Source organism: Pseudomonas sp. RA_15y_Pfl2_54, from assembly GCF_963971015.1.
In the GTDB taxonomy this organism is placed as follows: Bacteria; Pseudomonadota; Gammaproteobacteria; order Pseudomonadales; family Pseudomonadaceae; genus Aquipseudomonas; species Aquipseudomonas baetica_A.
The window spans coordinates 48,421-64,041 of record NZ_CAXAPN010000022.1; the positions used below are offsets into that span (position 1 = coordinate 48,421).

General features: G+C 58.7%; 16 protein-coding genes. 2 read left to right on the forward strand and 14 right to left on the reverse strand.

All coding sequences use genetic code 11. The features are described from left to right. Positions 1–171: 171 nt before the first annotated feature. The 12 genes from AACY50_RS17160 to AACY50_RS17215 form a co-directional block, all read right to left on the reverse strand. The gene (locus AACY50_RS17160; RefSeq protein WP_160056265.1) at positions 172–678 is read right to left on the reverse strand and encodes a phage major tail tube protein; all 507 of its coding nucleotides are present in this window, start codon (positions 676–678) and stop codon (positions 172–174) included. Beyond that, a complete protein-coding gene (locus AACY50_RS17165; RefSeq protein WP_150604687.1) occupies positions 678–1,844 on the reverse strand; it encodes a phage tail protein in 1,167 nt (388 codons plus the stop codon). The genes AACY50_RS17160 and AACY50_RS17165 overlap by 1 nt, the downstream gene beginning before the upstream one ends. 2 nt (positions 1,845–1,846) lie before the next feature. Next, the gene (locus tag AACY50_RS17170) at positions 1,847–2,032 is read right to left on the reverse strand and encodes a hypothetical protein (protein WP_003222199.1); all 186 of its coding nucleotides are present in this window, start codon (positions 2,030–2,032) and stop codon (positions 1,847–1,849) included. 94 nt (positions 2,033–2,126) lie between these two features. Beyond that, positions 2,127–2,531 carry a hypothetical protein gene (locus AACY50_RS17175; protein WP_221732476.1) on the reverse strand — a complete coding sequence of 135 codons (405 nt, stop codon included), beginning with the start codon at positions 2,529–2,531 and terminating at the stop codon, positions 2,127–2,129. 10 nt (positions 2,532–2,541) lie between these two features. Further along, positions 2,542–4,935: a phage tail-collar fiber domain-containing protein gene (locus AACY50_RS17180; RefSeq protein ID WP_339538896.1), complete on the reverse strand. Its 2,394-nt coding sequence runs from the start codon at positions 4,933–4,935 to the stop codon at positions 2,542–2,544. Then, positions 4,936–5,571, reverse strand: coding sequence for a phage tail protein I (locus AACY50_RS17185; RefSeq protein ID WP_339538897.1), 636 nt, complete (start codon positions 5,569–5,571; stop codon positions 4,936–4,938). It abuts the gene before it with no gap. Beyond that, a complete protein-coding gene (locus AACY50_RS17190; RefSeq protein ID WP_339538898.1) occupies positions 5,568–6,563 on the reverse strand; it encodes a baseplate J/gp47 family protein in 996 nt (331 codons plus the stop codon). Before AACY50_RS17190 ends, AACY50_RS17185 begins: the two co-directional genes overlap by 4 nt. Beyond that, positions 6,560–6,892 carry a phage baseplate protein gene (locus tag AACY50_RS17195; protein ID WP_339507511.1) on the reverse strand — a complete coding sequence of 111 codons (333 nt, stop codon included), beginning with the start codon at positions 6,890–6,892 and terminating at the stop codon, positions 6,560–6,562. Before AACY50_RS17195 ends, AACY50_RS17190 begins: the two co-directional genes overlap by 4 nt. A 14-nt stretch (positions 6,893–6,906) precedes the next feature. Beyond that, positions 6,907–7,515: a phage baseplate assembly protein V gene (locus tag AACY50_RS17200; protein ID WP_339430571.1), complete on the reverse strand. Its 609-nt coding sequence runs from the start codon at positions 7,513–7,515 to the stop codon at positions 6,907–6,909. Between the two features lie 3 nt (positions 7,516–7,518). Beyond that, positions 7,519–8,040, reverse strand: coding sequence for a hypothetical protein (locus tag AACY50_RS17205; RefSeq protein ID WP_339494437.1), 522 nt, complete (start codon positions 8,038–8,040; stop codon positions 7,519–7,521). A gap of 74 nt (positions 8,041–8,114) precedes the next feature. Then, positions 8,115–8,456: a phage holin family protein gene (locus AACY50_RS17210; protein ID WP_339507510.1), complete on the reverse strand. Its 342-nt coding sequence runs from the start codon at positions 8,454–8,456 to the stop codon at positions 8,115–8,117. Between the two features lie 526 nt (positions 8,457–8,982). Then, complete coding sequence (locus AACY50_RS17215) at positions 8,983–9,726, reverse strand: LexA family transcriptional regulator (RefSeq protein ID WP_339430568.1); 744 nt, start codon at positions 9,724–9,726, stop codon at positions 8,983–8,985. Positions 9,727–9,926: 200 nt separating this feature from the next. Between AACY50_RS17215 and mutS the strand changes: the two genes are divergently transcribed. Further along, entirely contained in the window at positions 9,927–12,509 is a 2,583-nt protein-coding gene (gene mutS, locus AACY50_RS17220) for a DNA mismatch repair protein MutS (RefSeq protein ID WP_339507508.1), read from the forward strand. Positions 12,510–12,672: 163 nt separating this feature from the next. Next, complete coding sequence (gene fdxA, locus AACY50_RS17225) at positions 12,673–12,996, forward strand: ferredoxin FdxA (protein ID WP_054047139.1); 324 nt, start codon at positions 12,673–12,675, stop codon at positions 12,994–12,996. A 488-nt stretch (positions 12,997–13,484) separates the two neighbouring features. Here the strand turns inward: fdxA and rpoS are convergent, their stop codons facing one another. Together rpoS and AACY50_RS17235 are read right to left on the reverse strand one after the other, a co-directional pair. Further along, entirely contained in the window at positions 13,485–14,492 is a 1,008-nt protein-coding gene (gene rpoS / locus AACY50_RS17230; RefSeq protein WP_221732467.1) for an RNA polymerase sigma factor RpoS, read from the reverse strand. Positions 14,493–14,598: 106 nt separating this feature from the next. After that, positions 14,599–15,465 carry a peptidoglycan DD-metalloendopeptidase family protein gene (locus AACY50_RS17235; protein WP_339430566.1) on the reverse strand — a complete coding sequence of 289 codons (867 nt, stop codon included), beginning with the start codon at positions 15,463–15,465 and terminating at the stop codon, positions 14,599–14,601. Positions 15,466–15,621: the final 156 nt, after the last annotated feature.

Below are 15,621 nucleotides of genomic sequence, written 5' to 3' on the forward strand. Positions count from 1 at the left end.
TGGTGATTCTTGAGGAGGGGTGTTGCTAAACATCGGCCAGTCACACTGGCCCAATGTGGGAGCGGGCTTGCTCGCGAAGGCGGCCTGTCAGATGAATGAGTGTCGACTGTCACACCGCATTCGCGAGCAAGCCCGCTCCCACAGGGTCAGGTGCCGGGCTGGCTTACAGCGTTACGGCATCAGCACCGCACGACGCGCATCACCGAGGATGTCGACGCCGTTGAGCACGAATTTCTGGGTGCGCACGTCGATGTCGATCACCGGAATGCCGTTTTCCAGACGGTTGTAGGTGCGGCAGGAGAAGTCCAGCGTCGTCAGGGCTTTGCCGCCCATTTTGATCGCGTCCTCACCCATGGTTTTGAGCTTGCCGCCGATGGTGTGATAGGTGAACCAGGTATTGCCGTCCTGATCCTGACCGGCTTCACGCACGTTCAGCAGGATGTCGTCACCCAGTTTCACCCCCATCGCCAGCAACACTTCAGCACCGGTGCCTTGCAGCTTGATCTGAGCATTCAGCGGCTTGGCGCTCTTGGCCATTTCCTCAACGATGAAGCGCCCGCCCGTCATGCTTTCCATGTCGAAATCGATTTTCGGCGGGGTGAATTCCTCAACGGTCGCCGACAGCGGCAGGCCTTGCAGGGTGGCCGCGATGGCCTGTCTTACGCGGTTGGTAAACATTAGAGAACGTCCTCCAGGAACTGCTCGATGATTTCATCGCGGGCGTTGAGTTGATAAACCATGTGTTCGTTCGGCGCGTAGCGGCCGTAGTCGATGACCACGTACCAGGTGCCGTTCTTGTACTTCTCGACGCTGTTGAGTTCCGGGTGCAGATAGACGCTACCGCCCGGAATGGTTTCGTCGGCGACCAGGGTCTGCAACCAGTCGTTGATGCGCTTGACCTCCTGATCCATGAACGACTTGGTCAGGTTCTTCGCCATGGCTTTCTGGCCGGCCTTGACCAGCTTGCGGCTGATCGCATCTTCGAGGCCGACGTAGCTGATGAACTTGCCGGTGATCGAGCGGTTACCCAGTAGCGAGAAGCCGCCGAGCACGGTGCGGGCGTAGTAGCTCACGCCGTAACGGTTGAGCAGATCGCCTTCGGTGGAGGTGTCGAGGATGTTGTATTCCACGACGCGGGAAACGTCTTCGGCGTAGGTCACCTGGTTGCCCGGGCTCTCCCACTGCTTGACCTTGGCCAGCGCGGCAATCGCCAGGCTGGAAGGCGACAGGAAGACGTTTTTCTTCGCCGCTTTCGAGTACACGGCCGGCATGTTGTGCACCACCAGGCAACGGTCGAAACCGAGATCGGCGCCGCCCAGTTCCTGGCTGTACAGCACCTGATCGGCGACCGAGGCATCCTTGCCATCCAGTACCACACGGGCCTTGATGCGCTTGCCGAACGAGGCGAACTCGCTGGCCACCGCTTTAGTGCCGGTGAAGCCCGGCGCGCCGATGATGGTCAGGTCTTCCGGGACACTGCCCAGTGCGGCCAGACCCAGTTTGCGGCCAGTCGCCGGCTCAACGCCGCCAATCACTGCGTTGACGGTGTCGGCCGGGGTCGCGCCCGCTTCGACGATCACTACGTAAACCGGCACCTTGACCACTTTGAGGATCTGGTAAACCGCGTGGTACAGCGTGCCCTCTTCCGAACCGGTCGGATCGAGCAGCGCATGGGTGGTGAAGCTGTTGATGCGGAACGGGGCGTTACGCGGAATCAGCGGATCGGCCTTCGGCGCAGTGCCGACCAGACCGATGACGTTGTCACCCAGGCCACCCATGGCCTCGGGGGATTCGGTGGCATTGACGGTAATGCCGTTGTGCTCGAAGTTCAAAACCTCAGCCATGTTCAGTCAGCCTTCTTGGCAGCGGCCTTTTTGGCCTGGGTGGTAGGTGTTTTCAGTTCCAGTCGACCGGCGGTGTGCAAAGCACTCGCCTCGACGTCGAGCAGATCAAGGTCTTGACCGACGCTCGACCAGTGCCCACCGCCGGTGGGAAATGGGACGAGCACGGTGTAGGTTTGGCGGGTTGCCATTTTTCGTTTCTCCATAAACGGGAAAGCCCCTCGTGGGGAGGGGCTTGGCGGGTGTTGAATTGCGGATAAAAGAACGCCCCGGGGTTCGGGGCGTTCAATCCATGAGTTGTGCTTTGGAAGTCACCCACGGGAACTCTTGCTGGATTTCATTGAATCTTTGGATGCCCGCAGTACGAACGCTCTCCCAACCGGTTTCGCCCATAACCTCCATGCGCTGGGCCTCAGCGAATAGTCGGTCCGATCCGGTAATGGGGTCGGCGTACGCACGACGCCTCAAAGCTTCAATTTCCTCAGGGGAATATTCGACAGGGTGCAATTCGGGGAGCGCATGCTTGAAAATGGACCCGTCATCAGTCAATTTCCATACGCCATCAAGTTCCTGAGTTATGCGCATCCATAGGCCCTCATCAACCTCGACAGCACCTTTTGGAATATCGCTTACACCGCGAATAAGGCGGGACTCAAGAATGCCTTGAGAATCAAAAGTTACGTATTTCATATGTCCACCATCAATGACCAATCGAGAGCCAATAAAAATTGGTCGCTGTTTGCACAGGAGCCCCTGAAGTCCCCGAACTTACCCCGACAGCCGTAAATCCGTTTTTGCCAGGTACCGAAGTCAACTCAGCAACATCAGCTGCACCCGAGACGTTAAACGGTGAGGTTTGAACGCAGAAACACGCATTTGGGTAACTCAAGGAAAATGGAACCGTCGTCGACACTGCCGGAATCGACGAGTAGCCCCACTGGATAATGAGGCCTCCCAGCCACGATGGAAAAACCACATAGCCGTTCGCAGCTTTGAGAATCTGAAATCCTAAACGCAATTTTTTCGGCGTGACGATAGTAGCGTCATCTGTGCCTGACTCAGTGAGTGCCTGCGTGGCAACTTTTGCCGTACCTTGATTCATCTCAGTGGCTTGCTGTGCCAGAACAGACACGGCCGCAATATCGATGCTTCCCTGGTTGACCGGGGCGTTCCAGGCTTTGATGCACCACATGACCGCAAGGTTGCGGGGGCGCACCGTTTTCCAGAAAACGTTAGTAAAGTTCTTCACGGTGAGATCGGTAGCGGTGTAGTAAATATCGCCACTGAAGCCAGGAGCAGGATCGGCATCAATCAAATTGGAGTTGCCAATACCTTGAACAGCAGGCGCAGTGCCATCATCGCCTTGCGTCTTCGTACCCGCCTGATAGCTGCCGATACTGCGACCGATATCGATACCCCGCCCATGGTCCCAGCCACGGAGGAACTCACCACGAGACTCTGGCAAACGGAAATTCCCGGCGCCTTCGTTGCCCTTGTTGTAAGTGGTGCCGAGAAACGCTGCCAGATCCGGATAAGTCGCAATGCTCTGCACACTGCCATCCAGCTCCAGATAACCGGGTGCAACGATCCCTGTCGGGAATGCCAGAACAGCGCCCACCGGAACGGCGGACTTGAGCCGTTCGACTTCCTTGGCCAGCGCGGCAACATCGATGGTTCCCTGATTGACCGGGGCGTTCCAGGCTTTGATGCACCACATGACGGCGATGTTGCGTGGGCGTGCTTCTGCCCCACCCGATGCCTTTGTCACAACATCGTCGATATTGTTGTATTGCTGAAGATAGTTCCGCCGGACGTCGCCGGGCATGAAAATATCGGCAATAACGTCGTAGGTCGTCCCGTGAATATGGGATTTGTTGTCGTCCGCCTGCCAACTACCAAGACCACGTCCAGCGTCCACCCCACGCCCATGATCCCAACCACGCAAAAACTCCCCTCGCGCCTCAGGCAACCGGAAGTTCCCGACACCCTCATCGCCCTTGTTGAACTTGCCGCCCAGATAAGCGCTCAAGTCCGGGTAAGTCGCACTACTCTTGACACTGTTATCCAGTTCAAGAAACCCCGGCGGTGGCGAGTCAACCGGGAACGCCACAATCGAGCCCACCGGCAACGCCGATGCCTTGGCAATCAGCGCTTCAACTTCAGCCTTGGTGTAAGAATCCTTAATGCCAAACCCGGCCAACGTTTCAGGGTTCGCACCGGCAGTCGCCCGGCCATATTCATCAACCGTCAGACTTTTGTAAGTCCCGGCCGCAATCCCGGTACGCCCGGCGAGCATTTTGAACGTCAGCGCGGTGGTGCCGAGAGTGATCGGCGCGTTGGTGGTCAGGTGCCACAGCGAATCTCCGTTCGCCGCGCCCTCCTCCACCATCACCGTCAGACCGGGCGTGACCTTGGCGCTGGAGTTGGCATCGGTCGCCCGCACCCAGTCACCGTTGGCGACAATCCACAGGCCATTGTCCTTGGCCAAAGTCTGATTCGTCAGCAACAGGCGGTCGCCAGCAATCACGGCCACGCCGTCGATTTGCTGCGCACCGTTCAACACGATGTTGGTGGTAGCCGCAACGCGCACCGATTGCTTGCCATCGAGTTTGCCGAGTTCTTCGGCGAGGTAACTCATGACCCATGCACGAGTCGCCTTCACCACCGTGTCATCAATCAACAACGTCACCAGCGACGCATTGCTGGTCTCGAAAATCGAGCGAATGTAGAACTCTTTACCCGATCCGGAGGTGGCCAGAACCGGTTTGAACGACTCCGGATATTTGACGATGGCGTAGAGAATCCCGGTGTCGGTCCACAGCCCGGCTTCACGCACATACCAACCGCCAACATCCGGCGGAATGGTCACTTCGGCGAGCAGCCAGCTCGGATTCTTCTCGTCCTGGAACAGCGCATTGAGTGGCCCGCGCCAGACTTCACGTTTCAGCGCCGTGGCGGTCGCGGCCGGGTTGTAGACCGCGCCGCCGCCGTCGCCGACAGAAATTTGCGTCAACTTGATCGGTACGCCCGCGGCTTTGCACGCCGTTTCGTAGGCAATCCCTGCGTTGGTGAGCAGGGTGTAATAGTCAGCCATTCAGGCCCCCTGAGGATAAATAGTGGATGTTTCGACGGTGTACAAAGCAGCGGCCATGAACGCCTCGCCAGAGGTTTCAAGCCCTTCGATGAACACCGGATAAACCGTGGTCAGTTCGCCGCAGAAGGTCGCGGCGCCGATGACGTGATTGCCGAAGGCGCTCAGGCCTACAGAGACCGACAGCACATCCCGTTCGCTCTTGGCATCGGCCAGCCGTCGGTCGAGACGGGCGTCGATTTCTTCGCTGTAGGGTTGGTCGCTGAAGGCGCGCACGGTAAAGCTGTAGGGCGCGCCGGGCGGTGTCTGCTCGTACCAAGCGCGAACTTCGGGGCGCAGTTGCAACCCCTTGGCCGCGTTCTCCAGTGCCTTGCGGGTGCCGGCCTGGCGTGCGGTGGGCCAGGCGAGTTCGACGGTCAGGCGCTTTTCCGTTTCCGGTGCGGCAGTGCTCCATTCGGCGACACCGCGATCAGCCGCCAGATACGGCAGAAACGCGACCGGTGTTTCACTCGGATTCATCAGTTCAGGAAACGGCGGCACGATGCGATCAAGCAGTGCGCCGAAGCCCTGATCCAGCCCGCGTTCGAGTGCCGAGCTGTTGGCCGGCAACAAACTCGGGCGTTGTGTTGGCTCACTCATAACGTCAGCACCTCGACCTCGACCGCCGTGCAGTACGGCGCTTGAAACGCAGTGGTCACGATCGGCGCCAGCGGTTCCAGAATCTGCAGTTGCACGGCACCGGCGCTGTGCAGCGTGTAGTCGATCCAGCTCGGATCGACCCGTCCTTCGAGGCGATGACAACTGTCGGCATAATCCTGCAATTGCTGCTGCGCGGCGACTTGGGTCAGGCCCGAATCGGGGCCGGAATTGATCTTGGCGACCACGCGAATTTTGTAGCGCTGAATGTCGGCAGCCTTGACGGTGACGAGGTCGGTTTCCGGTCGCACATCGGGCCGGGCGAAGTGTTGGCGAACGCCTTCAAGCAATGCCTGCGAAGGCGTGCCGTCACCGTTCCGAGCAAGCACGGTGACCTGCACTTCACCCGGCGCGGTGCGGCGGCCATTGCCATCCTTGACCTGCGCGGCGAGGCCATCCGGGTTGAAGGTGTAAGTGACATTCACCACACCGGCATCGGTGGATTCGACTTTCACCGTCGGCCGTTCGCCGAGGGTGAACACCTCGCGGCGATACTGCATCCGCGAACCCGCCGCCGGTGCATGCGGTGCCAGGTAATAACGCAACCGGGCGTCGTCGTCGCTTTCGTAAATCGCCGGCACTGGCGGGAATGCCGCCGGGTCACCTGGATCCAGCAACTGCCGCTCCAGGCCCATGTCCGCCAGCCGTGCGTCGAGGTTGCTGCCAGTCGCCCACCACGCCAGCATCTGCTTGATGCGGGCGTTGTATTTGCGCTCGTGGGTTTGCAGTCGAACGCAGAAGGCTTCGAGCGCCATCGTCAGCAACTCGCTCTCGTTCTCCAGACTGGTTTTGAGTTTCGCAGCGCTGCCCGGCGCTCGGGCGCTGACGTATTCGACGACGAAAGTCTTGAACTCGGCGAGCAGGTCTTCGAAGGCGTCGACGGCGATCAGCGCGGGTTCGGCCAATTGGTTCTGGCCGGGGATCAACATGCTCATGTCACGACCTCGAATGTCTGTTGACGGTTTTTCCAGGTACCGGCGAAACGCAGCAGCAGACCGGCGCCCTGACGGCTGGCGACGATCACTTGCGGCTGAAAATCATCGATGCCGTTTTGCTTGTTGTAGAACGCCTGTGCTGCGTGGCTCTGAGCCAGAAGCAAAACGTCGTCGCCGAGGTTTTTCCCCAGCAGCGTGGGGATCAGCGAGCCATAAAGGGGCCTTTTTTGCCGGGTGCCCAGCGGCGTGGTCAGGGCCCGGGTCGCGCGCTGCACAAACTGCAGCCAGTCGTCGACCGCGGCCCCGCTGTCTCTATCGATTCCGATCATGGGAAGCTCTTGAATCAGGGGCTGATGACACGGCCCTGGTGATCGACCAATGGGCCGCTGAAGTGCACGCCCGAGGCGTCGATGGTCAGGCCGACCGCGCCCAGTTGCAGGTTGATCGCCTGCGGGGTCATTGCCAGTCGCGCGGCGCCGATGCTCAGCTCAAGCGCTTCGCGAGAACCACTGAAGGCTGCCGGGCCGTTCTGCCAATGCAGGGTGTGTGTGGCGTCGTCGTAGCCGCTTTCGCTGCCGTCCTGATGCACGCGTCGCGTCAGCGTCGGTACGGTCGAAGCCGGCGGAAAACGGTCACTGTTCAGACCGAAAAGCGCCACGCTCTGCGCGCTGCTTTCACCGCTGCCGTAGTTGAACAGCAGACACTGCTCACCCACGGTCGGGATCCGCGATTCACTTTGCGCTCCGGCGCTCGGGTTGAAGAACTTGATGGCCGGCGTGAGCAGGCCACCGTGGCTGACCGTGCAGGTGTTGCTCGCCGCGTCGACTGTCTGGCAGACGCCGATGCGGCAGTAGCTTTCGGCGCGCCGATGCAGGTCTTCGATTTCCGCTTCCATCTCGGCCAGACGTTCGATGACCGGGCCCAGTTGCATGCGCAGCAATGCGTCGAACATCGGTCAGGCCTCCAGCGCGGTGTATTGGTCGGGGTCGTCGATATTGCTGACTTCCCAGGTACGGGCGAATTTCGGCGTGCCGAGCGGGTCATCAAGCAAGGTCTGGCCGAGGTAGAGGGTCTGGGTGAACGTCAGGGTCCAGGCTTTGTATTGCTGCTCGGCGCGGATAAGCAGTGACGGCAGACCATCAATGTTCATCGGCAGATCGCATTGATCGCCGGGCAGGTTCCAGCGGTTGTCGGTAATCAGGTTTTTCAGCACGGCGATCAGATCGCACGCTGCAAACGCCGTGGCGGAAAGTGCCGGGATGACTTGCAGCGACAGCGTCAGCACATGAGCGATACGTCCATCAGCGGCACGTATTCCCGGTGCGTTGCGGTCGAAGTCGATCAACACCCAGGCCTGATCGCCGGGAGCACTGAAGTCTTCGTGACCGCCAACCTGCACATTCAGGCCGGTGGCGTTGCGCAAGGTTGTCGCCATCGCGGTGAACAGCTGCGAGGGCTGCTGGATCGGTGCCGGCATGTATTGACCTCCTTTTCAAATGTCCACGCAAAACCCCGCCGCAACAGTTGCGGCAGAGCAAATCAGTGAAGGGGTTACTGTGGATCGCGCGGCGCTGGCACTTCGCAGACGCCGATGCGCTTGGCCGCCCAGCGTTCGTAAAGACCGATGGCCACGTCGGCGCCGGCCATTGCGGTCAGGCAACCGATTGCGCATGCGGCCCAGATCGACATGCCGGCGGCGTACAGCAGCATGATCGCCGAGACGCCGCAAATAACGCAGGCCCCTGATCGTAATGCCAGACGTCGCATCAGCGCCCAGCCACGAGCGCCCTCCTTATCGGCCCGCCACATTTCGCCGGATACCCCGCCGACCAGGGCGAGCAGGATGACCAGCCAGATCGGCATGTCCGCCAACGCTTGTTGCTCGTTTGTCATGTCACGCCTCCTGGTGTGATTGATGAATAGCGTGTGTTGGGTTCAAACGGTTTCTCTTGAGGTAGGCATTCCAAAAAGCCCGGCAAATCCGCCGGGCTTTTCAGTAATGCGCTCCTTCGCCTTCCTTTAAATCCTGTGTTCAAAAAAGGAAGCTGACTTTTCGGCGCTACTGGCGCGGTACGAGTCCATTCAAATTGTTTTTCCGACCGCGGTCCCTGCCCGCCGGATAACTGCTTATGGTGCTTTACGCTGCACACCCGGGTCAGTTGCCAACCCTCTGAACCGTTGAGGCCGGTTCATCGCTGCCTGTTCTTGTGGAACTAAAGAGCTTTCGTTTCCAGCCGCTTTGTCGAGCGGCTTGGTGGTAATAATATGCATGGATGCATATCCAGTCAATGCGCAAATGCATTTATTTATGCGCGCAGCATGCATTCATGCATGAAAGCCGCATAAATCAAGGCACTGGGGGTTTTGCACAGGCGAAAAAAAACCCGCCGAGGACGGGTTTTATCTGACCGGGGTCTGCTTAACGGGCGTACATGCCCCACCAGAAGACGTGACCGAGGATGACGATCTGCTCTTCCTGGATTTCCTGGAAGGTGTAGTCCTCGTCCGGATGTTCGTCGCGGTTGAAGCTGCGCAGGCGAATGCCCGTAGGCAGGCGATAGAGTTGCTTGACCCGCAACTGGCCGTTGTGATTGATCGCATACAGGTCGCCATCAATGATGTCGCCGATGCCACACTTGCCCGCATTCACACCAACGGTGGCGCCATCGCGCAACACCGGCGTCATGCTGTTGCCACGCACGGTCACGCATTTGGCCTGGTCGAACTGCACGCCGTTGTGCCGCAGGCTGCGCTTGCCGAAGCGCAGGCTGGAGCGCTCGCTTTCTTCGATGACGAATCTTCCTGATCCAGCTGCCAATTCAACCTCGCGAAGAAAGGGTACCGACACCTCGTCGTCATCGACAGGGGTGTCGTCGTCCCACAGCATTATGTCCTTGAGTTCCGCATGCACGTCACCACGCGCGGCACCGGCCGACGGCGCAACATCCGCGCGCCCGCGCAACTGATCGGTGCTGACATTGAAGTACTCGGCGATCTTCGAGATGTGTTTATCCGAAGGATCGACGATCTTCCCGCTGAGAATCCGCGAGAGAGTGGATTGAGGCACGCCGGTGCGACGGTGGAGCTCCGTGGGGGAGATCCCGTGCTGGTCGAGCAGTGCTCTTAAGACGGAGGATACGTTGCGTTTTTGCATAACGCGCATAGTGCTTGAAGTTTTTCGCGAAGACAAATGCTGATTTGCATAAATCGTGCATAAATCACATTTAAATGCAGAAAACTGTCAGCGGGCCGTCGCGCCTGCGTCGGGCAGACCGCTCATGGTAACCTTGCGCTCATCGCGTAAAAGCCTGGCAGATGCCTCGCTTTTGCCCTACACCTTTGAACGAGTTGCCTGACAATCCGATGAATAAAGCCGTCTCCGACCTGTCCTCCCACACCCCGATGATGCAGCAATACTGGCGCCTGAAGAACCAGCACCCGGATCAGCTGATGTTCTATCGCATGGGCGACTTCTACGAGATCTTCTACGAAGACGCGAAGAAGGCCGCCAAGTTGCTGGACATCACCCTGACCGCGCGCGGGCAGTCGGCGGGGCAGGCAATTCCGATGTGTGGGATTCCTTACCACGCGGCGGAAGGTTATCTGGCGAAACTGGTCAAGCTCGGCGAGTCGGTCGTGATCTGCGAGCAAGTTGGCGATCCGGCCACCAGCAAAGGCCCGGTGGAACGTCAGGTGGTGCGGATCATCACCCCGGGCACGGTCAGCGACGAGGCGCTGCTCGATGAGCGCCGCGACAACCTGATCGCGGCGGTATTGGGTGACGAGCGTTTGTTCGGCTTGGCCGTGCTGGACATCACCAGTGGTAACTTCACCGTGCTGGAGATCAAAGGCTGGGAGAACCTGCTGGCGGAACTGGAGCGGGTCAACCCGGTTGAGCTGTTGATCCCGGACGATTGGCCGAAAGATCTGCCAGCGGAAAAACGCCGTGGCGTGCGTCGCCGTGCGCCGTGGGATTTCGAGCGTGACTCGGCGCTCAAGAGTCTCTGCCAACAGTTCTCCACCCAGGACCTGAAAGGTTTTGGCTGCGAAAACCTGACCCTGGCCATCGGCGCTGCCGGTTGCCTGTTGGCCTACGCCAAGGAAACCCAACGCACCGCCCTGCCCCATTTGCGCAGCCTGCGCCATGAGCGCCTCGACGACACCGTGGTGCTGGACGGCGCAAGCCGCCGCAACCTGGAACTCGACACCAACCTGGCCGGTGGTCGCGACAACACCCTGCAATCGGTGGTCGATCGTTGCCAGACCGCGATGGGCAGCCGTCTGCTGACCCGCTGGTTGAATCGTCCGCTGCGTGACTTGACCGTACTGCTGGCACGCCAGACTTCGATCACTTGTCTGCTCGACGGCTACCGCTTCGAAAAGCTGCAACCGCAGCTCAAGGAAATCGGCGATATCGAGCGGATTCTGGCGCGAATCGGTCTGCGCAATGCCCGTCCCCGTGACCTCGCGCGGCTGCGTGATGCCCTCGGCGCCCTGCCGCAACTGCAAGTGGCGATGACCGATCTGGAAGCGCCGCACTTGCAACGTCTGGCCACCACCACCAGCACCTACCCGGAACTGGCGGCGCTGCTGGAAAAAGCCATCATCGACAACCCGCCTGCGGTGATCCGTGACGGCGGCGTATTGAAAACCGGTTACGACAGCGAACTCGACGAGCTGCAATCGTTGAGCGAAAACGCCGGCCAGTTCCTGATCGATCTGGAAGCGCGGGAGAAAGCCCGCACCGGCCTGGCCAACCTGAAAGTCGGCTACAACCGTATTCATGGCTACTTCATCGAGTTGCCGAGCAAGCAGGCTGAATCGGCTCCGGCAGACTACATCCGCCGTCAAACCCTCAAGGGCGCCGAGCGCTTCATCACACCGGAACTGAAAGAATTCGAAGACAAGGCACTGTCAGCCAAGAGCCGTGCCCTGGCCCGCGAAAAGATGCTCTACGAAGCGCTGCTGGAAGATCTGATCAGCCAGTTGCCCCCGTTGCAGGACACCGCCGGTGCGCTGGCCGAACTGGACGTGCTGAGCAACCTCGCCGAACGTGCGCTGAACCTTGACCTGAACTGCCCGCGCTTCGTCGGCGAGCCGTGCATGCGCATCACTCAGGGGCGTCACCCGGTGGTCGAGCAAGTGCTGACCACGCCGTTCGTGGCCAACGATCTGAGCCTGGATGACAACACGCGCATGCTGGTGATCACCGGCCCGAACATGGGCGGTAAATCCACCTACATGCGCCAAACCGCATTGATCGTGCTGCTGGCGCATATCGGCAGCTTCGTACCGGCAGCCAGTTGCGAGTTGTCACTGGTCGACCGGATCTTCACCCGGATCGGTTCGAGCGATGACCTGGCCGGTGGCCGTTCGACCTTCATGGTGGAAATGAGCGAAACCGCCAACATCCTGCACAACGCTACCGAGCGCAGCCTGGTGCTGATGGACGAAGTCGGTCGCGGTACCAGCACCTTCGACGGTCTGTCGCTGGCATGGGCGGCGGCCGAGCGTTTGGCGCATCTACGCGCCTATACGTTGTTCGCTACGCACTATTTCGAACTGACCGTTTTGCCGGAAGCCGAGCCACTGGTAGCGAATGTGCATCTCAACGCCACCGAGCACAACGAACGCATCGTGTTCCTGCACCACGTCCTGCCCGGACCTGCCAGCCAGAGCTATGGCTTGGCGGTTGCACAACTGGCCGGTGTGCCGAGCGAAGTGATCGTACGCGCCCGCGAACATCTGAGCCGCCTGGAAGACACCGCTTTGCCACATGAAGCGCCAAAACCAGCGGCCAAGGGCAAACCGGCGACACCGCAACAAAGTGACATGTTCGCCAGCCTGCCGCATCCGGTGCTGGATGAGTTGGCTAAGCTGGATCTGGATGACCTGACGCCGCGTCGGGCGCTCGAAATGTTATATGCACTGAAGAACCGGATCTAAGCACTAACGAAGCGGATATAACGCAAACGGCTTCAAGCTGGTAGAATCTCGCGCGGTTTGGGATGCTGCCGGCTAATAGCCTGGCTGGCAGACATCGCTCCCGAACCTGGCGCCCCCTACCGTGAAGGGGCAACGCTGCCGCCGCCTGAGGAGAGAATTAGAAATGACCTTCGTCGTCACCGACAACTGCATCAAGTGCAAGTACACCGACTGCGTAGAAGTGTGTCCGGTGGACTGCTTTTACGAAGGCCCGAACTTCCTGGTGATTCACCCGGACGAGTGCATCGATTGCGCCCTGTGCGAACCAGAATGCCCGGCCGTGGCCATTTTCTCCGAGGACGAAGTTCCGGAAGAGATGCAGGAGTTCATTCAACTGAACGTCGAGTTGGCCGAAATCTGGCCGAACATCACCGAGAAGAAAGAATCGATGCCAGACGCCGAAGAGTGGGATGGCGTCAAAGGCAAGATCAAAGACCTCGAACGCTGATCTGTCACGCGCTCGATAAAAAGGCCCCTTGCGGGCCTTTTTGCTTTGCCGGGTTTTGCCTTTTTACAGGCAAAAAAAAGGGGCGGTTTGACCCGCCCACATTTTTTCCCTATTCCCTGTGTTCCTTTTCATCGTCCTGATGAATCGCTTCCTGCGATGTCCGTTCCCCTCATCCTTGAAGGGCGTGTCTGTCCGTCGACACAACCCAGATACTAAAGAGTTCCCTGCCAAGAGCAATTGCCTCTGGACGCCAAAATGGGCTGTCACAAGCACCTCATATCAAAAAATAATCTTATTAATCATAAACTTAAGAAACATAAGCTCGCTCAATCGGCTTCTTCTGCCGTGTAAAAATAGCGAACACTTACGAAACAGTAAGAAATGGCTTACAAACTGAGACTACATCGCGCCAAGTAAACCCGCGTTAATCCACAAAACAAAAAGCCCCGAACCAGTCGGGGCTTTTGGCGGTCGGTCTATCGAGTGGCTTACTGGAACAGCGACTCGCTCGACAGACCGTTCTTTTCAAGGATTTCGCGAAGGCGTTTGAGGCCTTCCACCTGAATTTGCCTGACACGTTCCCGGGTCAGCCCGATCTCCAGGCCTACATCTTCCAGCGTGCTGCTTTCGTGGCCGCGCAGGCCGAAGCGGCGTATGACCACCTCACGCTGCTTGTCGGTCAGTTCAGACAGCCACTGATCGATGCTCTGTGACAGGTCATCATCCTGCAGCAGTTCGCATGGATCGGTTGGACGATCATCAGTGAGGGTGTCGAGCAGGGTTTTATCCGAATCCGGACCCAGCGAGACGTCGACCGAAGAAACCCGTTCATTCAGGCCCAGCATACGCTTGACCTCACCTACCGGTTTTTCCAGCAGGTTGGCGATTTCTTCGGGTGAAGGTTCGTGATCGAGTTTTTGCGTCAGCTCCCGTGCAGCCCGCAGGTACACATTGAGCTCCTTGACCACGTGAATCGGCAACCGGATGGTCCGGGTCTGATTCATGATGGCGCGCTCGATGGTCTGACGAATCCACCAGGTCGCGTAGGTCGAGAAGCGGAAGCCGCGCTCGGGATCGAACTTTTCCACCGCCCGGATCAGCCCGAGGTTGCCCTCTTCGATCAGATCCAGCAGTGACAGCCCCCGATTGACGTAACGCCGGGCGATTTTGACCACCAGCCGCAGGTTACTTTCAATCATGCGCTTACGCCCGGCCGGATCGCCACTTTGCGACAATCGCGCAAAATGAACTTCTTCCTCCGGGGAGAGCAATGGGGAAAAGCCGATTTCGTTGAGATACAGTTGCGTGGCATCGAGTGCCCGCGTGTAGTCGATGTACTTGTGTTGTTTAAGTGAAGCGGAGTGTTTGGATTTGGAACGAACGGAAGGTGGAGCAGCCCCTTCATCATTCGACATCGAATCCGAATCAATGACGGTTTCCATAAGGAGAACCTCATCGTCGATGTCAAACTCCGGCACTTCTTTACTGAGAGCCATTGTTATAGTCCTTTGGTGAGTTCGACCCCAAGCTCAAGCGACGCCTTTATCCTTGGCAGCGCTGGAGCCTGTCCCCTCTACGCGACGGAACAGGCTGGCTTACAAATCAACGTCTTGGCAGGAACTGCAGCGGATCTACAGGTTTACCTTGTCGGCGAATCTCAAAATGCAGTTTCACCCGGTCTGTACCCGTTGACCCCATTTCGGCAATTGTCTGTCCGACCTTGACCTGCTGTCCCTCCCGAACCAACAGCCGACGGTTGTGACCGTAAGCACTTACGTAGGTTTCGCTGTGTTTGATGATGACCAATTCGCCGTAGCCCCTTAAGCCACTCCCGGCGTATACAACCGTCCCATCAGACGCAGCTAAAACAGGCTGTCCCAAATCCCCGGCGATATCAATTCCTTTATTCAAACTACCGTTTGAAGAGAATTTCCCGATCAGGATGCCATTAGATGGCCATCCCCAGCCGGTAGGGGCCGGACCCGCTGGAGGCAGTGGAGCGGGCGCTGGCTTGCTGGCGACGGACGGTACAGCGCCCGTAGAACCGGTGGTTGTAGTGGTTGTCGTGCCATTCGCCTGGCGCCGGATTACCGTGGTTTTACTCGACGATGAAGGCGAAGAACTGGAGCGGCTCACCACCGCCGTGGACGTTGAACCGGTGCGGCCATCAAAGCGAATTGTCTGACCTGGGTGGATCGTGTACGGCGTAGGAATATTGTTCCGAGCCGCGAGGGCTTTGTAGTCCCAGCCGTAGCGAAACGCGATGGAGAACAAGGTGTCCCCCTTTCGGACTACATACTGCCCAGTTGTCACTGTAGGACGCTGAGCGACCGCGTTGCGATCAACGACTCGAACATTGCTCGATTTGGTGCTGGAGCAACCCACTAACAAGGTGCTCAAGACAAGGCCAGTCACCAGGCGCTGAAAGCTCGTGTTAACCATACGCTGCGCAATGACTGTGAGACTCACCCGCCGCTCCCTTTGTGGTGGCTGAAAAATTTGAAATGCCGGCTTTCGGCATGAAGTGTCGCCAGTATAACGGGCCGAATCAGCTTTACCTTTAATGTTGCGAAATGGCTTCGCGCACACGTTTGCAAGCTGACAACCTGCTGCGTTTAAACCCTC